Raw genomic sequence first — 16,214 nt, forward strand, 5'->3', positions numbered from 1 at the left:
GAGGGCGACGGGGGCAGCGCCCCCACCTACCCCGCCGCCGTGCGCCCGCGCCGGTCGGCGCGCAGCGCCGCGTACAGCACGTGGTTGCGCCACCGCCCGTTGATCTGCAAATAGCTCTGCGCCACGCCCTCGTACTTGAAGCCGGATTTTTCCAGCAACCCGCGCGAAGCCACGTTCTCGGGCAGGCAGGCCGCCTCGATGCGGCTCAGGTCCAGCCGGGTGAAGGCGTGATGCACCACCGCGAGGATCGCCTCGCGCATGTAGCCCTGCCGGGCGAAGCGCGCGCCGGTCCAGTAGCCCAGCGTGCCGGACTGGGCCGGCCCGCGGCGGATGTTGTCCAGCGTGATCGCGCCCACCAGCACCTGGTCCTCGCGCCGGATCAGGAAAAGCGGCACCGCCGTCCCGGCGGCGATGGAGCGTTGCGCCCAGTAGACCCTGTTCGAGAACCCCTTGCGCGACAGGTGATCGGCGGCCCAGAGCGGCTCCCAGGGGACGAGGAAATCCGCGCTTGCCTCCCGCAGGGCCGCCCAGTCCCGAAAATCGGTGAGCACCGGCTGGCGCAGGGTCAGACGTTCCGTCTCGATCCTGAACTTCCGGCGCGGCATGAACATCAGGCCGCGCGCCTTTCGTCCAGCGCCTGCAGGCTCGGGGCGTCCTCCACCGGGCCGTAGAGCGCCATCGCGGCAGGGGCCCGGCCGGAAATGTCCGCGGCCAGGTCACGCACCTCCGGCAGCGTCACGGCGTCGATCTTGGCCACGACCTCCTCGATCGTGGGCACCCGGCCCCGGATCTGCAGCATCCGCGCCATGCGCTCGGCCCGGTTCGACGGGCTCTCCAGCCCCATCAACAGCCCCGCCTTCATCTGCGCGCGCGCGCGCTCGACTTCGGCCTCGCTCAGGTCCTCGGCGGTGCGCTTGATCTCGTCCACCGTGATGCCCACGAGGTCACCCATCTGGTCGGCCGAGGTGCCCCCGTAGATCGTCGTCATGCCGGTATCGGCATAGGCCCCGGCCTGCGCGAAGATCGTGTAGCACAGGCCGCGCCGCTCGCGGATTTCCTGGAACAGGCGCGAGGACATCGACCCGCCCAGCGCCGTGGCATAGATCTGGCCCGCGTAAAGGCGCGGATCGGCATAGTCCGGGCTTTCGAATCCCAGCGCGAAATGCGCCTGCTCCAGCGCCTTCACGTTCCGGCTTTCACCGCCGGCGAAGCGCGCGCGCGACGGCTCGGAGGCCTGCGAGGACCCCATGTCCCCGAAGAACCCTTCGGCAGCCCGTACCAGCGCGTCGTGATCGACCGCCCCCGCGGCGGCAAGGATCATCTGGCCGGGATGATACTGCTCGGCCACGAAGGTCTCGAGGTCGGCCCGGGCAAAGCCCTTCACCCGCGCCTCGGGCCCGAGGATCGTGCGCCCGAGCGGATGATCGGGATACGCCTTTTCCTGCAACCAGTCGAAGATGATGTCGTCGGGCGTGTCCAGAACCTGCCCGATCTCCTGCAGGATAACGCCGCGCTCCACCTCGATCTCGCGCGGCTCGAAAACCGGCTGGCGCAGGATATCGGCCACCACGTCCAGCGCCAGCGGCACGTCGTCCTTCAGCACGCGCGCGTAATACGCCGTGACCTCGCGGCTGGTATAGGCGTTGATATAACCGCCCACATCCTCGATCGCCTCGGCGATCTGCAGCGCGCTGCGCCGCTTCGTACCCTTGAACGCCATGTGTTCGAGGAAATGCGCGATGCCGTTCTGCTCGGCGCGCTCGTGCCGCGCCCCGGCCAGCACCCAGACCCCGACCGCGGCCGATTCAAGCCCCGGCATGTGCTCCGTCGCCACGCGGAACCCGTTGGAAAGTGTCGTCAGTTCAACCGTCAAGTCGCACACCGTTGCTTTATGAATGTCTCCAGCGCGGACAGGTCGTTTTCCAACCGGCTCACGCGTTCCGGGCGCTCGTACAGGTCCGCCATGCGCTCGGGCAAGGGCGGATGCAGGCCGCTCGCCTCTTCCACCGCCGCCGGGAACTTCGCCGGGTGCGCGGTGGCCAGCGTGATCATCGGCACGCCGGCGCGGCGCTGTTCCTCGGCCACCTTCACCCCCACGGCCGAATGCGGGCACAGCAACTCGCCCGAGCGATCGTGCGTGGCCCGGATCGCGGCGCGGGTTTCCTCCTCGTCGCAGCGCCCGCTGTCGAACGCCTCGCGCAGGGCTTCCAGCGCCCCCTGGCTGACCTTGAAACCGCCCGCCTTCAGCTCGTCCATCACCTGCGCCACCGCGCCCCCGTCCTGACCATAGGCGTAGTAAAGCGCACGCTCGAAATTGGAACTCACCTGGATGTCCATCGACGGGCTGATCGTGGGCATGACCCCGTCGGGCGTGTATTCCCCCCCGGTCAGGCAGCGGTGCAGGATGTCGTTGCGGTTCGTGGCAACGACCAGCCGGTCGATCGGCAGGCCCATGCGCTTGGCGATATAGCCCGCGAAAATGTCCCCGAAATTGCCCGTCGGCACGGTGAAGCTCACCTTGCGGTGCGGCGCGCCGAGGCTGACGGCGGCGGTGAAGTAATAGACCACCTGCGCCAGCACGCGCGCCCAGTTGATCGAATTGACGCCGGCCAGCCGCACCGCGTCGCGGAAGTCGAAGTCGTTGAACATGTCCTTCACGCGCGCCTGGCAATCGTCGAAATGCCCGTCCAGCGCGACGGCGTGCACGTTGCCCTCGCCGGGCGTGGTCATCTGGCGGCGCTGCACCTCGCTCACCCGGCCATGCGGGTACAGGATGAACACGTCCACCGCGTCCAGACCGCGGAACGCCTCGATCGCCGCCGACCCGGTATCGCCGCTCGTGGCGCCGACGATGCACACCCGGTGCCCCGACCGCTTGAGCGAGGCCTCGAAAAGCTGGCCGATCAGCTGCATCGCGAAATCCTTGAAGGCCAGCGTCGGGCCATGGAACAACTCCAGCAGGAAATGCCCCGGTTCCAACTGCACCAGCGGTGCGCGCGCCGCGTGGCCGAACCCGGCATGGGCGCGCGCGATGATGCCGCGGAATTCCTCCTCGGTGAAGGCGTCGCCGATATAGGGCCGCATGATGCGGAACGCGGCTTCCTCGTAGCTCGCGCCTTCAAGCGCCGCGATCTCGTCCGTACTCATCCGCGGGATCGATTCGGGCAGGTACAGCCCGCCGTCGCGGGCCAGACCGGTCAGCATCGCCTCCTCGAAGCTCAAAGCCGGGGCCCGCCCCCGTGTCGAGATGTATTTCATGGCGTCCAGCCCCCTTGCGTGCGGCGCGTGCGCCACAGGAAATATACGGTCATGACCAGCCAGATCGCGGCCAGTGAAAACCAGGTGATCGCGTATTCCAAGTGATCGTTCGGGATGTGATCGGTGTCCACCGGCAGCGGCGTCACGTCCGTGTCGGATTGCGACAACCGTCGCGCGACCACCAGCACCGGCCCGGTGTCCAGCACATCGGCCATCTGCCCGATATCGCGCGCAAACCACGTGTTGCCGGCCACGTCGTTCTCGGGGGTCGAGTCGTTGCGGTCATCCGGCCAGTGCAGGTTGCCCGTGACCGTCACCCTGCCCTGCGGCGGCGCGGACAGTTCGGTTTCCAGTTCCAGAAACCCGCGGTCGACAAGGATGCGCCGCCCGTCAGCCGTTTCGAAGGGCGAGATGATGAGGTGACCGGCGCCCACGCGCTTGCGGCTCACCAGCACGCGCAGGGCGCCCTGCCGGAAATTGCCCGTGATCTCGACCGGGCGGTACTTGTCTTCGGCGGCGGCGGGCTGCGCCGGCAAGGGCCCCGGCGCGGCCGCGATGGTGGCCTCGATCTCGGCCAGCACGCCCTCTTTCCAGGCCAGGCGCTGCACCTGCCAGACACCGAGGCTCACCAGCACGGCAACCCCGGCGAGCCCGAAAAGAATCGGCACGATCATGTTGCGCAAGGGCCGGTCCTCCAAATGAAAAGGGTGCGTGAAATCACGCACCCTACCCGTTTCGTGTAGGGTGGGGCCGCCCCCACCGGCGCGTTCAGCCGCCCCAGATATAGATGGAGGCGAACAGGAACAGCCAGACAACGTCGACGAAGTGCCAGTACCATGCCGCGGCCTCGAACCCGACGTGGTTTGTCGGGGTGAAGTGCCCGCGCAGCACCCGCATCAGGCACACGAAGAGGAAAATCGTCCCGATCACGACATGCGCGCCGTGAAAGCCCGTCGCCATGAAGAAATTCGCGCCGTAGATGTTGCCCGAGAACCCGAACGAGGCGTGCGTGTACTCGTACACCTGGAACACGGTGAAGAGCGCGCCGAGCGCGATCGCGAGAATCAGCCCCCATTTCAGGTCATTGCGGTTATTCTCATGCACCAGCGCGTGGTGCGCCCACGTGGCCGCGCAGCCCGAGCAGAGCAGGATCAGCGTATTGATCAGCGGCAGATGCCACGGGTCGAACGTCTCGATCCCCGCGGGCGGCCAGACGCCGTCCTTGATCGGGGACATCTCGCCCATCGGGTACATGGCGTGTTTGAAGAAGCTCCAGAACCACGCCGCGAAGAACATGACCTCGGACATGATGAACATGATGAAGCCATAGCGCAGCCCGATCCGCACCACCGGGGTGTGGTCGCCGGCCTGGTTCTCCTTCACCGTGTCCGACCACCAGCCGAACATGACATAGAGGACACCCACCAGCCCGATCAGGAACATCCAGGGCTGATTGCTGTCAACCCGCGGCGAAATCATCAGGACCGCCCCGAACAGCATGACGAAGCCCGCCAGCGAAGCCAGGAACGGCCAAATGGACGGGTTCAGGATGTGGTAATCGTGGTTCTTTTCATGTGCCATTTTTTGGTATCCCTCGTCGAAGGCGTCGTCAGTTCAGCGTTGTACCGTTTTCCTGCGCCGGCGCAAGCGCGGCCTGCGTTTGCTCGGGCAGGTCGGTCTGGTAGAACGTGTAGCTCAGCGTGATCGTGTGCGTGTACTTGGCGTCGCGATCGGTCGTGATATCGGGGTCCACGTAGAAAGTCACGGGCATTTCAACACGTTCGCCGGGCTGCAGCACCTGCTGGGTGAAGCAGAAACAGTCGATCTTGGTGAAGAAGCCGCCCGCCTCGTAGGGCGTGACGTTGTACGACGCTCTGCCGGCAACCGGTTCGTCGGTGGGGTTGTACGCTTCGTAGAAGGCCAGCCCGGTCTCCCCGATCTTCAGTTCCATTTCACGCTCGACGGGCTTGAATTCCCACGGGAAGTCACGCTCCTTGCTCGCATCGAACCGCACGGTGATCGTCTCGTCCAGCACCTCGTCCGAGCCCGCCTCGGCCACGCCGGTCACGCCGCCGAAACCGGTCACGCGGCAGAACCAGTCATAGAAGGGGACGGCGGCCCATGCCAGCGCCCCCATCGTCACCACGACTCCGACCAGACGCACCACGGTGCGGGTCTTGCCATCCATCGCCATCAGTTCGCCTCCTCTGTACCGGGTGTCGCGAAATCCTCGTTCGTGACCTTCACGACCGTCAGCCCGAAAACCAGCGCCACCAGCGCCACCAGAACCAGCCCCAGCCCAAGGTTGCGGCCGAAACGGCGCTTGTGCAGCTCATGCTGTTTCGACAGCGCCATCACCACCCCCCGAGGCCAAGCGGCATCGCCACGCGCTCCAGCGCGATGGCACCGAAATGCGCGAAAAGGTAATAGAGCGACAGGCGGAAGAACCGTTTCTCGACGGCATATCCGTCAGCATCCGCGGTCGCCTCGTCGCGGCGCCAGATGCGCACCGCGCCTGCCATGAACAATGCGTTCAGAACAACCGCCACGGCCAGGTAGACGGGCCCGCCGATGGCCGTCGCGGCCGTCCCTATCGCCAGCACGGCCAGCAGCAGCGTGTAGACCACGATATGCGCCCGTGTCGCGCGCCGGCCATGCGTGACCGTCAGCATCGGCACGCCCGCATCGTCGTAATCCGACCGCATGAACAGCGCCAGCGCCCAGAAATGCGGCGGCGTCCACATGAAGATCAGCGCGAACATCAGCACGGATTCCAGCGTGATGTCGCCCGTCGCGGCCGCCCAGCCGATCATCGGCGGAAACGCCCCCGCGGCCCCGCCGATCACGATGTTCTGCGGCGTCCAGCGTTTCAGCCACATCGAGTAGACCACGACGTAGAAGAAGATGGTGAAGGCCAGCAGCGCGCCCGCCAGCAGGTTCGTGGCCAGCGACAGCAGCACCACCGAGAAACCCGCCAGCGCCATGCCGAACGCGAATGCCTCGTCCCGCGTGATCCGGCCCGACGGGATGGGCCGGGTGCGCGTGCGCTTCATCACGGCGTCGATGTCGGCGTCCCACCACATGTTGAGCGCCCCCGAGGCACCGCCGCCCACGGCGATGAACAGGATCGCGGCGAAACCGATCAGCGGGTGCACGCCCGCCGGTGCCGCGATCAGACCCACGACGGCCGTGAACACGACCAGCGTCATCACGCGCGGCTTGAGCAGGGCGAAGAAATCCCGGACCCCGGCTTCGTCGTCCTGCGCGGCCGCGGCGGTGCTGTTGATGCTTGCGTCGGTCATTGTCACGTCGTCACTTTCAAAGCGGCGGCGCTACTGGCCGCCCTGCGCCGCCCGGCGCGGCCGGGGCCACGCCCCGGCCCGTCGGGATTACTCGGCCGAGGCCACTTTCACGTCGCGCGGCGTCCCGGCATATTCCTCGATCGCGCCGTCAAGCCAGCGGTCGTATTCTTCCTGGCTCACGACCTTCACGGTGATCGGCATGTAGGCATGATCCTTGCCGCACAGCTCGCTGCACTGGCCGAAATAGATGCCTTCCTTGTCAGCCTCGAACCACAGTTCGGCCAGCCGCCCCGGTACGGCGTCCTGCTTCACGCCAAAGGCCGGGATGGTCCAGCTGTGGATCACGTCCGCCCCGGTCACGCGCATCACCACCGTCTTGCCCTTGGGCACGACGACGGCGGTGTCGGTGGCCAGCAGGTACTCGTCCTCGTTGTAGCCGTATTCCGCCAGTTCCTCCTTGGGCAGCATGAAGCTCTCGAAACCGAAATCGTGGTCGGTGTACTCGTAGCCCCAGAACCACTGGTAGCCGGTGACCTTGATGTTGATGTCGCCTTCGGGGATTTCCTGCTGCTTGAACAGCACCGGCAGCGAGAACGCCCCGATGAACACGAGGATCACGATCGGCACCACCGTCCAGGCGACCTCCAGCGGCGAATTGTGGGTGAAGCCCGCCGGGTTCGGGTTGGCCTTGCGGTTGTAACGCACCATCACGATCAGCAGCAGCGCGCAGACGAACAGCGTGATGGCCGTGATGATGATCAGTATCATGCCGTCCAGCCATTGCAGGTCGCGGGCGAGGTCGGTCGCCGCGGGCTGGAATCCCTTGCCGCCAGGTTCCGGCTTGCCGACGGACTCGAGCCCCTCCTGCGCAAGCGCGGGGGCGGCGGAGAAGGCGGCCGAGGCCGCCAGAAGGCTGGAAATTAGTCGCATTGTGCACCCTGATCGGTTAGCGGTTATTCACGTCCTGAACGGGGACGGCCGCCAATGCGGGCGGACTCCCGTTGTTTCAACGATGCTATGAACCATATTCTGTCTCACCAGACAAGAAAGACCATTGCGGCAAACGGACGCTTTTTTGATTCAGATCAAATCGCTGCGTGCCCCGCGACAGGAGCCACCGATGCAAGATCAGCCCTTCCGCCCCTTCGAAACCGCGCTTGACCGCGACACCGCGCTCGCGCGGCTGCGCGACGCCACGACGGGCGCCGACGACGGCGAACTCTTCCTCGAACGCCGCCGCGCCGAGGCGCTGGTCTTTGATGACGGCAGGGTCAAGACCGCCTCCTATGACGCGTCCGAGGGCTTCGGCCTGCGCGCCGTTCGCGGCGAGGTCGCGGGCTACGCCCATTCGTCCGACATATCCGAGGCCGCTCTGGCGCGCGCCGTGGAAACCGCCCGGCTGGCCGTGGGCGACGGCGGCGGCACGCTGGCCGCCGCGCCGCCGCGCACGAACAAGCACCTGTACACCGGGGCCGATCCGATCGCCGGCGCGGCCTTTCCCGTCAAGCTCGACACACTGCGCGAGATCGACGCCTTCGCGCGCGATCTGGACCCGCGCGTCGTGCAGGTGTCCGCCACCATCGCCGCCTCGCACCAGGAGGTCGTGATCCTTCGGCCCGACGGCACCGAGGTCGCCGATACCCGGCCGATGACCCGGCTGAACGTGTCCGTGATCGTCGAACAGGACGGCCGGCGCGAACAGGGCAGCGCCGGCGGCGGCGGGCGCATCGGGCTGGACGGGCTGATCGACGCGACGGACTGGCAGGCCAAGACGCGCGAGGCGCTGCGCATCGCGCTGGTGAACCTGCGGGCCGAGGCAGCCCCGGCGGGCGTGATGGACGTCGTTCTCGGGCCCGGCTGGCCCGGCATCCTGCTGCACGAGGCGATCGGCCACGGGCTGGAGGGCGATTTCAACCGCAAGGGCAGTTCGGCCTTCGCCGGGCTCATGGGCCAGCGGATCGCGGCGCCCGGCGTGACCGTTCTGGATGACGGCACGATCCCTGACCGGCGCGGCTCGCTCACCGTGGATGACGAGGGCACGCCCTCGGGCCGGAACACCCTGATCGATGACGGCATCCTCGTGGGCTACATGCAGGACCGGCAGAACGCCCGCCTGATGGGCGTATCACCCACCGGCAACGGCCGCCGCGAATCCTATGCCCATGCGCCGATGCCGCGCATGACCAATACCTACATGCTGGGCGGCGATGCGAGCCCCGACGACTTGGTGTCCGATCTGGGGGACGGCATTTATGCCGTGGGCTTCGGCGGCGGACAGGTGGACATCACCAACGGCAAGTTCGTCTTTTCCTGCACCGAGGCCTACCGCGTGCAGGATGGCAAGATAGGCGCGCCGGTGAAGGGCGCCACGCTGATCGGCGACGGCGCGACGGCGCTGCAGCAGATCCGCGGCCTCGGCAATGACATGGCGCTCGACCCGGGCATGGGCAATTGCGGCAAGCAGGGCCAATGGGTGCCCGTGGGCGTGGGCCAGCCCACCGTGATGATCGGCGGGCTGACGGTCGGGGGGTCCGCGGCGGGCTGACCGCCGCCCCGCCGCGATGCCGACCGGGCGCGGCGATCCATCTCGAAACATTTCATGCGTCTTTTCAAGATCTTGGGCGGAATTTTCGAAAAAACCGCGGCCCGGCGTATTTTGGTTTACCGCCCATTAACCGACCGCGCCCAATAGTGCTCATGCAATCAGGCGGAGCCACGATGTCCGAGGACGTACATCCTTCCACTCACCCCCCACTCCCACCCACCACGGAAGATGATCGGGTGTCGTGGCTTCGTCTGTTGCGCTCGCGCCGGGTTGGTCCCTCCACCTTCTTCCGGCTCATGCACGAACACGGCTCGGCAATCGCCTCTCTCGACGCGCTGCCCGACGTGGCCCGCGCCGCCGGGGTCGACGATTACGAGCCCTGCCCCGTCGACACGGCCCGGGCGGAACTCGAGGCCGGCCGCGAAGCCGGCGCGCGGCTCGTCTCCGTCGCCGATCCGGACTACCCTGCCGACCTCAGGGAACTGGCCGATGCCCCGCCGCTCCTGTGGGCGCTCGGCGACCTGTCGTTGCTGGCGCGCCCGCTTGTCGCGCTGGTGGGCGCCCGCAACGCCTCCTCTCTCGGCACCCGGATGGCACGGTCGCTTGCCGCCGACCTCGGCGGCAAGGGACAGGTCATCGTCTCGGGGCTGGCCCGCGGCGTCGACGCGGCGGCCCACGCCGCGGCCCTCGACACCGGCACCGTCGCCGTGATGGCCGGCGGGGTCGACGTGATGTACCCCGCCGAGAATGCGCGGCTGGCCGGGGATATCGCGGCCACCGGCCTGCGCCTGTCGGAGCAGCCCATGGGGCTCACGCCGCGCGCCCGGGAATTCCCGCGCAGGAACCGCATCATAAGCGGCCTGTCACGTGCCGTTGTCGTGATCGAGGCGGCGGCCAAGTCAGGCTCCCTGATCACGGCGCGCACCGCGCTCGACCAGGGGCGCGAGGTGCTGGCCGTGCCCGGCCACCCGTTCGACGCGCGTGCGGCGGGGTGCAACATGCTATTGCGTGACGGGGCGCGCCTCGTGCGCAACGCCGACGACGTGATGGAGGCCTTGCCCACCACCGACGCGCCGGCGCGCCAGCCCGAATTATCGCTTGACGACGTGCCGACCCCGCCCCCCGAAAAACGCGGCCTGGCGGAAACGGCGGCGCTGCACGGCCGTATCCTCGAACGGCTCGGCCCGTCCCCGCTGGCCGAGGATCAGCTCATCCGCGATCTGGCCGCGCCGGCCCGACAAGTCGCGCCGGCCCTGCTCGACCTCGAACTCGACGGCCGCATCACGCGGGCGCCCGGCGGGCTTGTCTCGCGTGCCCGATGACGCGCCAAGCCCCCGGGAGTGTCCACAACGAAAGCACGTCACTGGCCGCATGACGCCCTCTCGCAAGCCGCATTGACAATTCCTCTTGCCAGCCCACATGGTGCGCCGCCATAAGTTGCGCCCCGAGTCGAAAGGAATTTCAATGCCCGTCGTTGTCGTCGAATCCCCGGCCAAGGCCAAGACAATCAACAAGTATCTGGGGTCCGACTACACGGTTCTGGCGTCCTACGGTCACGTGCGCGATCTGCCGCCGAAGGACGGATCGGTCGATCCGGAAGATGACTTCGCGATGACATGGGAGGTCGGCACCGATTCGCGCAAGCACGTCAAGGCCATCGCCGACGCGCTCAAGGACGACAACGAGCTCATCCTCGCCACCGACCCCGACCGCGAGGGCGAGGCGATAAGCTGGCACCTGGAGGAGGCGCTTCGCAAGCGTCGCGCCATCAAGAAGGACACCGAAGTCAAGCGCGTCGTGTTCAACGCGATCACCAAGTCCGCCGTCACCGAGGCGATGCAGAACCCGCGAGACATCGACGCCCCGCTGGTCGAGGCCTATCTCGCGCGCCGCGCGCTCGATTACCTCGTGGGCTTCAACCTGTCGCCCGTGCTCTGGCGCAAGCTGCCCGGCGCCAAGTCCGCCGGTCGGGTGCAATCGGTCTGCCTGCGCCTCATCGTCGAGCGCGAGATGGAGATCGAGGCCTTCGACCCGCGCGAATACTGGTCGGTCAAGGCGCGCCTCGCCACGCCGCGCGGGCAGGAATTCGAGGCGCGGCTGACGCGGCTGGCCGGCAACAAGCTGGACAAGTTCGACCTCGGGAACGCGACGCAGGCCGAACTGGCGGTGCAGGCGGTCACCTCCCGCGCGCTCAGCGTCACCTCGGTCGAGGCCAAGCCGGGCACGCGCAACCCGTCGGCGCCCTTCATGACCTCGACGCTGCAGCAGGAAGCCTCGCGCAAGTTCGGCATGGGCGCGCGCCAGACGATGTCGGCGGCACAGCGCCTCTACGAGGCCGGGCTGATCACCTACATGCGGACCGACGGCATCGACATGGCCCCCGAGGCCGTGCACGCCGCCCGCGACGCCATCAAGGACCGCTACGGCGCGCAATACGTGCCCGACAGCCCCCGCATGTACAAGAACAAGGCCAAGAACGCGCAGGAAGCGCACGAATGCATCCGGCCCACCGACATGACGCGCGACGCCAAGGCGATCAACGTGTCCGAACAGGATCAGCGCAAGCTCTATGACCTGATCTGGAAACGCACGCTGGCCTGCCAGATGGCGGCGGCCCGGCTGGAGCGTACGACGGTCGAGATCGGCAGCGAGGATGCGCAAGTCGGCCTGCGCGCGACCGGCCAGGTCGTGCTTTTCGACGGGTTCATGCGCGTCTACGAGGAAGGCCGCGACGATCGCGACGCGAAAGATGGCGACGATGACGAGAACCGCCTGCCCCAGATCACCGAGGGCGAAAAGGCCGATTTCGCGGCCAGTTCGCTGCGCGACCAGTTCACCAAGGCCACCGAGGGCAAGGCCGACGCCGCGACCGAACAGGCCGCCGGCCAGGGTGATCAGACGCACCGCAGCGACGGCGCCGTGCTGGCACCCAACGAGGCCGTGCTTGCGCTGCAGCACTTCACCCAGCCCCCGCCGCGCTACACCGAGGCGACGCTGGTCAAGAAGATGGAGGAGCTGGGCATCGGTCGCCCCTCCACCTATGCCAGCGTGCTGGGCACGATCCAGGACCGTGAATATGTCCGCAAGGAGGGCAACCGCCTGATCCCCGAGGACAAGGGCCGTATCGTCACGATCTTCCTGCTCAACTTCTTCCGCAAGTACGTGGGCTACGAGTTCACCGCCAACCTCGAGGAAGAGCTCGACAACGTCAGTTCGGGCGAGATGGATTACAAGCAGGTGCTCAGCCGTTTCTGGCGCGATTTCTCCGCCGCCATCGCCGAAACGTCGGAACTGAGGATCTCGCAAGTGCTCGACGTTCTGGACGACGCGCTCGCGCCCCAGCTCTATCCCCCGCGCGAGGACGGGTCCGACCCGCGCATCTGCCCGCTCTGCGGCGAGGGGCGGCTGCACCTCAAGACGTCGCGCAGCGGCGGTTTCGTGGGCTGCGGCAACTACCCCGAATGCCGCTACACGCGGCCCATCGGCGGCGATGCTGACGAGAACGGCGACCGTGTGCTCGGCGAGGATGCCGGCGACGAGATCACGCTGCGCTCGGGCCGCTTCGGCCCGTACGTGCAGCGCGGCGAGGCGACCGAGGACAACAAGAAGCCGCCGCGCGCCTCTTTGCCCAAGGGCTGGTCGACGGAAGCGATGGACCTTGAAAAGGCGCTCACGCTGCTGAGCCTGCCACGCGAGGTGGGAAAACACCCGGATGACGGCGAACCGGTCGAGGCAGGGATCGGCCGCTACGGGCCTTACGTGCGGCACGGCCGGCTCTATGCCAATCTCAAGGAGGTCGATGACGTCTTCACGATCGGCATGAACCGCGCGGTGGAGGAACTGGCCAAGAAGGCCGCCTCGCGCGGGCAGGGCCGCGCGGCGGCGAAGCCGCTCAAGGAACTGGGCGAGCACCCTCAGGAGGGCGGGCCCGTCAACGTCATGGACGGCCGCTACGGCCCTTATGTCAAGTGGAACAAGGTCAACGCCACCCTGCCCAAGGAGACCGACCCGGCGGATGTCACCATGGACATGGCCGTGGACCTGATCGCCGAGAAGGCCGCCAAGAAGGGCAAGGGTGGCAAATTGCCGGCCAAAAGGAAAGCGACAACCAAATGAAGCGTCTGCCCTTCGTGTGCTGTTGCGCTTTAGGCAGCGTCAATCAAGATAGAATCCGCTCGCCCCTAGAAACTGCAGGCACGCATGCAGGCGCGGTGAGTTAATTTTGCGTGGGCTCCCGTGAGTGTAGATCGGCATTGCTGGAAAGTGGGAGCGTAGTTGGGGCATCAGAGAAAAGAAGCGATCCAAGGATAAAGCCACGGCCGCCGGCTTGTATTTCTTCAAAGCGGCAATGAGCGCATTCTCATCGACGGTGTCGTGACGATACAGCGAGAGCAGAAAACGGTAGTCAGGCCACATCCCGCCCAATTTTTCAAGCTCACTCAGACTGTAGACGTGGAAGCCGATACGCTCTGCTATGTCGGCACTGGCAAAACGTGTCTCGAATGCTTCGATCAGAACCTCTGGTGTCAAAGGCAACTTGGTGTCTGTGGTCAGAACAACACCGGGGCGCGATTCCAACCATTCGGCAAGCATCTGGAAATCTAGCCGCGTTAGTCCCGCTGACTGCTCGGCTTCCAAGAAGGCGATTCTGTTTGCTGGTACCCGGTCAAATTCGTCAAAATCATGAGCAACCACGAGGGAGCCGTCCGCGAGTTGCTGAAAATCGAGTTCGAACACCCTACGCCCGCTGGCATGGCTGTCCCTTATTGCCTCCCAGCTGTTGGTGTAGGGTAAGTCCTTCACCGCTCCCCCGGCGTGCGCGATATCAAGACAACACCGCGCCTCATCGAGATCATCATGATAGCGAATGTTTGTGTCCCAAACTATTTTAGGATCCGTGATCGCGCTGTCTCTCTCAAGTCTTCTACAAACGCGGGGCACCTCTGCAAATAGGTTTTCGTAAACAACCCAACTCTCGACCAGAAGTACGGCAGTGGCCACCATCAGCAGTAGAATACGAAACATGCGAAGAGATTTCCGTAAGCGACGGGAGGCTTGAGGGTATCGAGATCGGATTCAACGAACAAGGCCCAATCTGGTTGTATAATCTTTATCCTCCACAATCGAACCTGCGAAGAGAGTGCAGATTTCTCGGCTCTAAACCGACAACGGACTACAAGCACCTTTTTCTTCGCTCAGACGTGGCAGGCAAAGTTGACTCTGCCCGCGCGCCCGCCCCATACCATGGCCAACCTGGACACGAGGAGGGTTATTCCCATGAACAAGGTCTACGGCTCGGCGGCCGCGGCGCTGGACGGGCTTTTGCATGACGGTATGCTGATCGCCGCGGGGGGCTTCGGCCTGTGCGGCATTCCCGAACTGCTGTTGCAGGCGATCAAGGACGCGGGCACGCGCGATTTGACCTTCGCCTCGAACAACGCGGGAGTGGATGATTTCGGCATCGGCATCCTGCTGCAGACGCGGCAGGTGAAGAAGATGATGAGCTCCTACGTCGGCGAGAACGACACCTTCATGCAGCAATATCTCAGCGGCGAGCTGGAGCTGGAATTCAACCCACAGGGCACGCTGGCCGAGCGGATGCGCGCCGGCGGCGCGGGCATCCCCGGCTTCTACACCAAGACAGGCGTCGGCACGCAGATCGCCGAGGGCAAGGAACACAAGGATTTCCCCACCGGCCCCAACGGCCAGCCCGAGACCTACATCCTCGAACGGGGCATTTTTGCCGATCTGTCCATCGTCAAGGCGTGGAAAGCCGACACCACGGGCAACGCGATCTTCCGCAAGACCGCGCGTAACTTCAACCCGCCCGCGGCCATGTGCGGCAAGACCTGCGTCATGGAGGTCGAGGAGATCGTCGAGCCCGGCGCGCTGGAACCGGATGCCATCCACCTGCCCGGTATCTACGTGCATCGGCTCATCGAGGGCGATCACGAGAAGCGCATCGAGAAGACAACCCTGAGGGAGGGCTGAGACCATGGCATGGGACCGCAACCAAATGGCCGCCCGCGCGGCGCAGGAGCTCGAGAACGGCACCTATGTCAATCTTGGCATCGGCATCCCCACGCTGGTGCCCAACCATATCCGCGAGGGCGTGGAGGTGACGCTGCAGTCGGAGAACGGGATGCTCGGCATGGGCCCCTTCCCCACCGAGGCGGAGGTCGACCCCGACCTGATCAACGCCGGCAAGCAGACGATCACCGAACTGCCGCACACCGCCTATTTCGACAGCGCGATGAGCTTCGGCATGATCCGGGGCGGCAAGATCGCCATGGCGATCCTGGGCGCGATGGAAGTGGCCGAGAACGGCGACCTCGCCAACTGGATGATCCCGGGCAAGCTGGTCAAGGGGATGGGCGGCGCGATGGATCTCGTGGCCGGCGTGGGCCGCGTCGTGGTGGTGATGGACCACACCAACAAGCACGGGCAGAGCAAGCTGCTCAGGGAATGCACCCTGCCGCTGACCGGCACGGGCGTGGTGGACCGCATCATCACCGATCTCGGCGTGCTGGACGTCACCCACAAGGGCCTGCACATCCAGGAATGCGCGCCGGACGTCACCCGAGACGAGGTCATCGCCAAGACCGAAGCGGCGATCGTCTGACCCGCGTCTGCGCGCGCCCCGGCTCATCCGGGGCGCGCGTGTCACTTCATCGCCAGTTCCAGCGCGCAGGCATCGGTGATCAGGTCGGGCCGCGTCTTGCACAGCGCACGCGCCACGTCGAAGGCCGCCAGCACGCGCGGGACATACACGCGCGTCTCGGCAAAGGGCGGCACGCCGGCATGCTCCCTGACGGCGTTTTCCCCGGCGTTGTAGCCGGCCAGCGCCAGCACGGCATCGTTGCCGAATTCCCCCATCAGCCAGTCGAGGTAGGCCACGCCGCCGTGGATGTTCTGGCCGGGCGCCAAGGCATCTTCCACGCCGAAACGCGCGGCCGTGTCGGGCATGAGCTGCATCAGCCCCCGCGCGCCCTTGTCGCTTTGCGCCGTCGGGTCGCCCGACGATTCCACGGCGATCACGGCCAGCGCCAGCGCGGGCGACACGCGCGTGCCCACGGTCGCGCGCAGGATCTCGGCGCCGTGCGCCCGCG

At 66.2% G+C, this 16,214-nt stretch carries 16 protein-coding genes; 5 read left to right on the plus strand and 11 right to left on the minus strand.

What is annotated here, in order from left to right:
- Nucleotides 1-26: 26 nt before the first annotated feature.
- From ACH107_RS22500 to coxB, 9 genes are all read right to left on the minus strand, one after another.
- Nucleotides 27-611, minus strand: a complete 585-nt coding sequence (locus tag ACH107_RS22500; protein ID WP_412507713.1) for a GNAT family N-acetyltransferase — start codon at nt 609-611, stop codon at nt 27-29.
- A complete protein-coding gene (locus tag ACH107_RS22505) occupies nt 611-1,873 on the minus strand; it encodes a M16 family metallopeptidase (protein WP_412507714.1) in 1,263 nt (420 codons plus the stop codon). Before ACH107_RS22505 ends, ACH107_RS22500 begins: the two co-directional genes overlap by 1 nt.
- Nucleotides 1,870-3,258 (minus strand): threonine synthase, encoded by a 1,389-nt coding sequence (gene thrC, locus ACH107_RS22510; RefSeq protein ID WP_412507715.1) that lies wholly within the window; start codon nt 3,256-3,258, stop codon nt 1,870-1,872. Before thrC ends, ACH107_RS22505 begins: the two co-directional genes overlap by 4 nt.
- Nucleotides 3,255-3,932 carry an SURF1 family protein gene (locus ACH107_RS22515; protein ID WP_412507728.1) on the minus strand — a complete coding sequence of 226 codons (678 nt, stop codon included), beginning with the start codon at nt 3,930-3,932 and terminating at the stop codon, nt 3,255-3,257. The genes thrC and ACH107_RS22515 overlap by 4 nt, the downstream gene beginning before the upstream one ends.
- A gap of 94 nt (nt 3,933-4,026) precedes the next feature.
- Nucleotides 4,027-4,839: a cytochrome c oxidase subunit 3 gene (locus ACH107_RS22520; protein WP_412507716.1), complete on the minus strand. Its 813-nt coding sequence runs from the start codon at nt 4,837-4,839 to the stop codon at nt 4,027-4,029.
- Nucleotides 4,840-4,867: 28 nt separating this feature from the next.
- On the minus strand, nt 4,868-5,452 hold the full coding sequence (locus ACH107_RS22525; RefSeq protein ID WP_412507717.1) for a cytochrome c oxidase assembly protein: 585 nt from the start codon (nt 5,450-5,452) through the stop codon (nt 4,868-4,870).
- On the minus strand, nt 5,452-5,613 hold the full coding sequence (locus ACH107_RS22530; RefSeq protein WP_412507718.1) for a hypothetical protein: 162 nt from the start codon (nt 5,611-5,613) through the stop codon (nt 5,452-5,454). The genes ACH107_RS22525 and ACH107_RS22530 overlap by 1 nt, the downstream gene beginning before the upstream one ends.
- Nucleotides 5,613-6,560 carry a heme o synthase gene (gene cyoE, locus ACH107_RS22535; RefSeq protein WP_412507719.1) on the minus strand — a complete coding sequence of 316 codons (948 nt, stop codon included), beginning with the start codon at nt 6,558-6,560 and terminating at the stop codon, nt 5,613-5,615. The genes ACH107_RS22530 and cyoE overlap by 1 nt, the downstream gene beginning before the upstream one ends.
- An 87-nt stretch (nt 6,561-6,647) precedes the next feature.
- Complete coding sequence (gene coxB / locus ACH107_RS22540; protein WP_412507720.1) at nt 6,648-7,490, minus strand: cytochrome c oxidase subunit II; 843 nt, start codon at nt 7,488-7,490, stop codon at nt 6,648-6,650.
- A gap of 190 nt (nt 7,491-7,680) precedes the next feature.
- Between coxB and tldD the strand changes: the two genes are divergently transcribed.
- The 3 genes from tldD (at nt 7,681) to topA (ending at nt 13,221) form a co-directional block, all read left to right on the plus strand.
- Entirely contained in the window at nt 7,681-9,105 is a 1,425-nt protein-coding gene (tldD, locus tag ACH107_RS22545) for a metalloprotease TldD (RefSeq protein ID WP_412507721.1), read from the plus strand.
- A gap of 173 nt (nt 9,106-9,278) precedes the next feature.
- The gene (dprA, locus tag ACH107_RS22550; RefSeq protein WP_412507722.1) at nt 9,279-10,427 is read left to right on the plus strand and encodes a DNA-processing protein DprA; all 1,149 of its coding nucleotides are present in this window, start codon (nt 9,279-9,281) and stop codon (nt 10,425-10,427) included.
- A 142-nt stretch (nt 10,428-10,569) separates the two neighbouring features.
- Nucleotides 10,570-13,221, plus strand: a complete 2,652-nt coding sequence (topA, locus tag ACH107_RS22555) for a type I DNA topoisomerase (protein ID WP_412507723.1) — start codon at nt 10,570-10,572, stop codon at nt 13,219-13,221.
- 39 nt (nt 13,222-13,260) lie between these two features.
- On the opposite strand, the gene ACH107_RS22560 is transcribed toward topA, so the two are convergent.
- The gene (locus tag ACH107_RS22560) at nt 13,261-14,130 is read right to left on the minus strand and encodes a hypothetical protein (protein WP_412507724.1); all 870 of its coding nucleotides are present in this window, start codon (nt 14,128-14,130) and stop codon (nt 13,261-13,263) included.
- A 252-nt stretch (nt 14,131-14,382) separates the two neighbouring features.
- Here ACH107_RS22560 and ACH107_RS22565 point away from each other — a divergent pair, with 252 nt between their 5' ends.
- Entirely contained in the window at nt 14,383-15,096 is a 714-nt protein-coding gene (locus ACH107_RS22565; RefSeq protein ID WP_412507725.1) for a CoA transferase subunit A, read from the plus strand.
- Between the two features lie 4 nt (nt 15,097-15,100).
- Nucleotides 15,101-15,727, plus strand: a complete 627-nt coding sequence (locus ACH107_RS22570; RefSeq protein WP_412507726.1) for a 3-oxoacid CoA-transferase subunit B — start codon at nt 15,101-15,103, stop codon at nt 15,725-15,727.
- Nucleotides 15,728-15,768: 41 nt separating this feature from the next.
- On the opposite strand, the gene ACH107_RS22575 is transcribed toward ACH107_RS22570, so the two are convergent.
- The coding region (locus ACH107_RS22575) for a lytic transglycosylase domain-containing protein (RefSeq protein WP_412507727.1) at nt 15,769-16,214 on the minus strand (446 nt) is incomplete at its 5' end.

It is taken from the genome of Roseovarius halophilus (ex Wu et al. 2025) (assembly GCF_047086965.1).

Coding starts and splice junctions, on each gene's coding strand:
- ACH107_RS22500 (WP_412507713.1), bottom strand. CDS start 611: ATGTTCATGCCGCGCCGGAAGTTCAGGATCGAGACGGAACGTCTGACC.
- thrC (WP_412507715.1), bottom strand. CDS start 3,258: ATGAAATACATCTCGACACGGGGGCGGGCCCCGGCTTTGAGCTTCGAG.
- ACH107_RS22515 (WP_412507728.1), bottom strand. CDS start 3,932: ATGATCGTGCCGATTCTTTTCGGGCTCGCCGGGGTTGCCGTGCTGGTG.
- ACH107_RS22520 (WP_412507716.1), bottom strand. CDS start 4,839: ATGGCACATGAAAAGAACCACGATTACCACATCCTGAACCCGTCCATT.
- ACH107_RS22525 (WP_412507717.1), bottom strand. CDS start 5,452: ATGGCGATGGATGGCAAGACCCGCACCGTGGTGCGTCTGGTCGGAGTC.
- ACH107_RS22530 (WP_412507718.1), bottom strand. CDS start 5,613: ATGGCGCTGTCGAAACAGCATGAGCTGCACAAGCGCCGTTTCGGCCGC.
- cyoE (WP_412507719.1), bottom strand. CDS start 6,560: ATGACCGACGCAAGCATCAACAGCACCGCCGCGGCCGCGCAGGACGAC.
- coxB (WP_412507720.1), bottom strand. CDS start 7,490: ATGCGACTAATTTCCAGCCTTCTGGCGGCCTCGGCCGCCTTCTCCGCC.
- tldD (WP_412507721.1), top strand. CDS start 7,681: ATGCAAGATCAGCCCTTCCGCCCCTTCGAAACCGCGCTTGACCGCGAC.
- dprA (WP_412507722.1), top strand. CDS start 9,279: ATGTCCGAGGACGTACATCCTTCCACTCACCCCCCACTCCCACCCACC.
- topA (WP_412507723.1), top strand. CDS start 10,570: ATGCCCGTCGTTGTCGTCGAATCCCCGGCCAAGGCCAAGACAATCAAC.
- ACH107_RS22560 (WP_412507724.1), bottom strand. CDS start 14,130: ATGTTTCGTATTCTACTGCTGATGGTGGCCACTGCCGTACTTCTGGTC.
- ACH107_RS22565 (WP_412507725.1), top strand. CDS start 14,383: ATGAACAAGGTCTACGGCTCGGCGGCCGCGGCGCTGGACGGGCTTTTG.
- ACH107_RS22570 (WP_412507726.1), top strand. CDS start 15,101: ATGGCATGGGACCGCAACCAAATGGCCGCCCGCGCGGCGCAGGAGCTC.